Here is a 1,004-nt window from a genome sequence, read left to right as displayed (position 1 = left end):
GTAACATCTGCTGGATTTACTGCTACTCCATTTAAAGTATCATTTGTAAGCACATTGGCTACTGCCGTACCACCTGTAGTACCATTAACTGGTGTACCTGCATCATTAACCGCATCAATTGTTCCTGCTGTTACCGTAACAGTTACTGTAACTGTATCACAATTCGTTGGGTTTAATATTTCGCATATAGTATAATCAACTGTGTAAATTCCTGCTGGGGTACCTGGTGCAACAACTATAGTTCCATCGGTATTAATAGTTAATGGACCTTGAGGTGTAGAAGTCAACACAACATCTGACGGATTAACTGGTGTTCCATTTAAAGTATCATTAACAAGTACATTACCAGCATTAGTAGAACCGGTAGAACCATTGATAGAACCTATCGTATCCGCAACCGCATCAATTGGAGCAGCTGTTACAGTAACGGTCACTACTGCTGTATCGCAATTAGACGGATTTAATTTTTCACAAATTTGGTAAGTCAACGTGTAAGTTCCCGCTGGGGTGTTTGGTAAAACAGACACTGTGCCATCAGGGTTAAGTACCAAATTAGTGTTTGGTATTACTGTTGTTAACGTAACATCAGATGGTGTAACAGGGGTTCCATTTAAAGTATCATTACTAAGTACGTTCACAACATTAGTAGAACCAGTAGTACCATTAATCGGACCTGCAGTATCTGCAACCGCATCAATTGGAGCAGCTGTTACAGTAACGGTCACTACTGCTGTATCGCAATTAGACGGATTTAATTTTTCACAAATTTGGTAAGTCAACGTGTAAGTTCCCGCTGGGGTGTTTGGTAAAACAGACACTGTGCCATCAGGGTTAAGTACCAAATTAGTGTTTGGTATTACTGTTGTTAACGTAACATCAGATGGTGTAACAGGGGTTCCATTTAAAGTATCATTACTAAGTACGTTCACAACATTAGTAGAACCAGTAGTACCATTAATCGGACCTGCAGTATCTGCAACCGCATCAATTGGAGCAGCTGTTAC

Annotated in this window: 1 pseudogene; it reads right to left on the bottom strand. The window is 40.0% G+C overall.

The features are described from left to right. Window positions 1-1,004: pseudogene (locus NAT47_RS12515) on the bottom strand (gliding motility-associated C-terminal domain-containing protein); the annotation flags it as partial.

The sequence above is a fragment of the Flavobacterium fragile genome (genome assembly GCF_023634865.1).
In the GTDB taxonomy this organism is placed as follows: Bacteria; Bacteroidota; Bacteroidia; order Flavobacteriales; family Flavobacteriaceae; genus Flavobacterium; species Flavobacterium fragile.
This window is presented reverse-complemented; position numbering and strand designations above follow the sequence as displayed.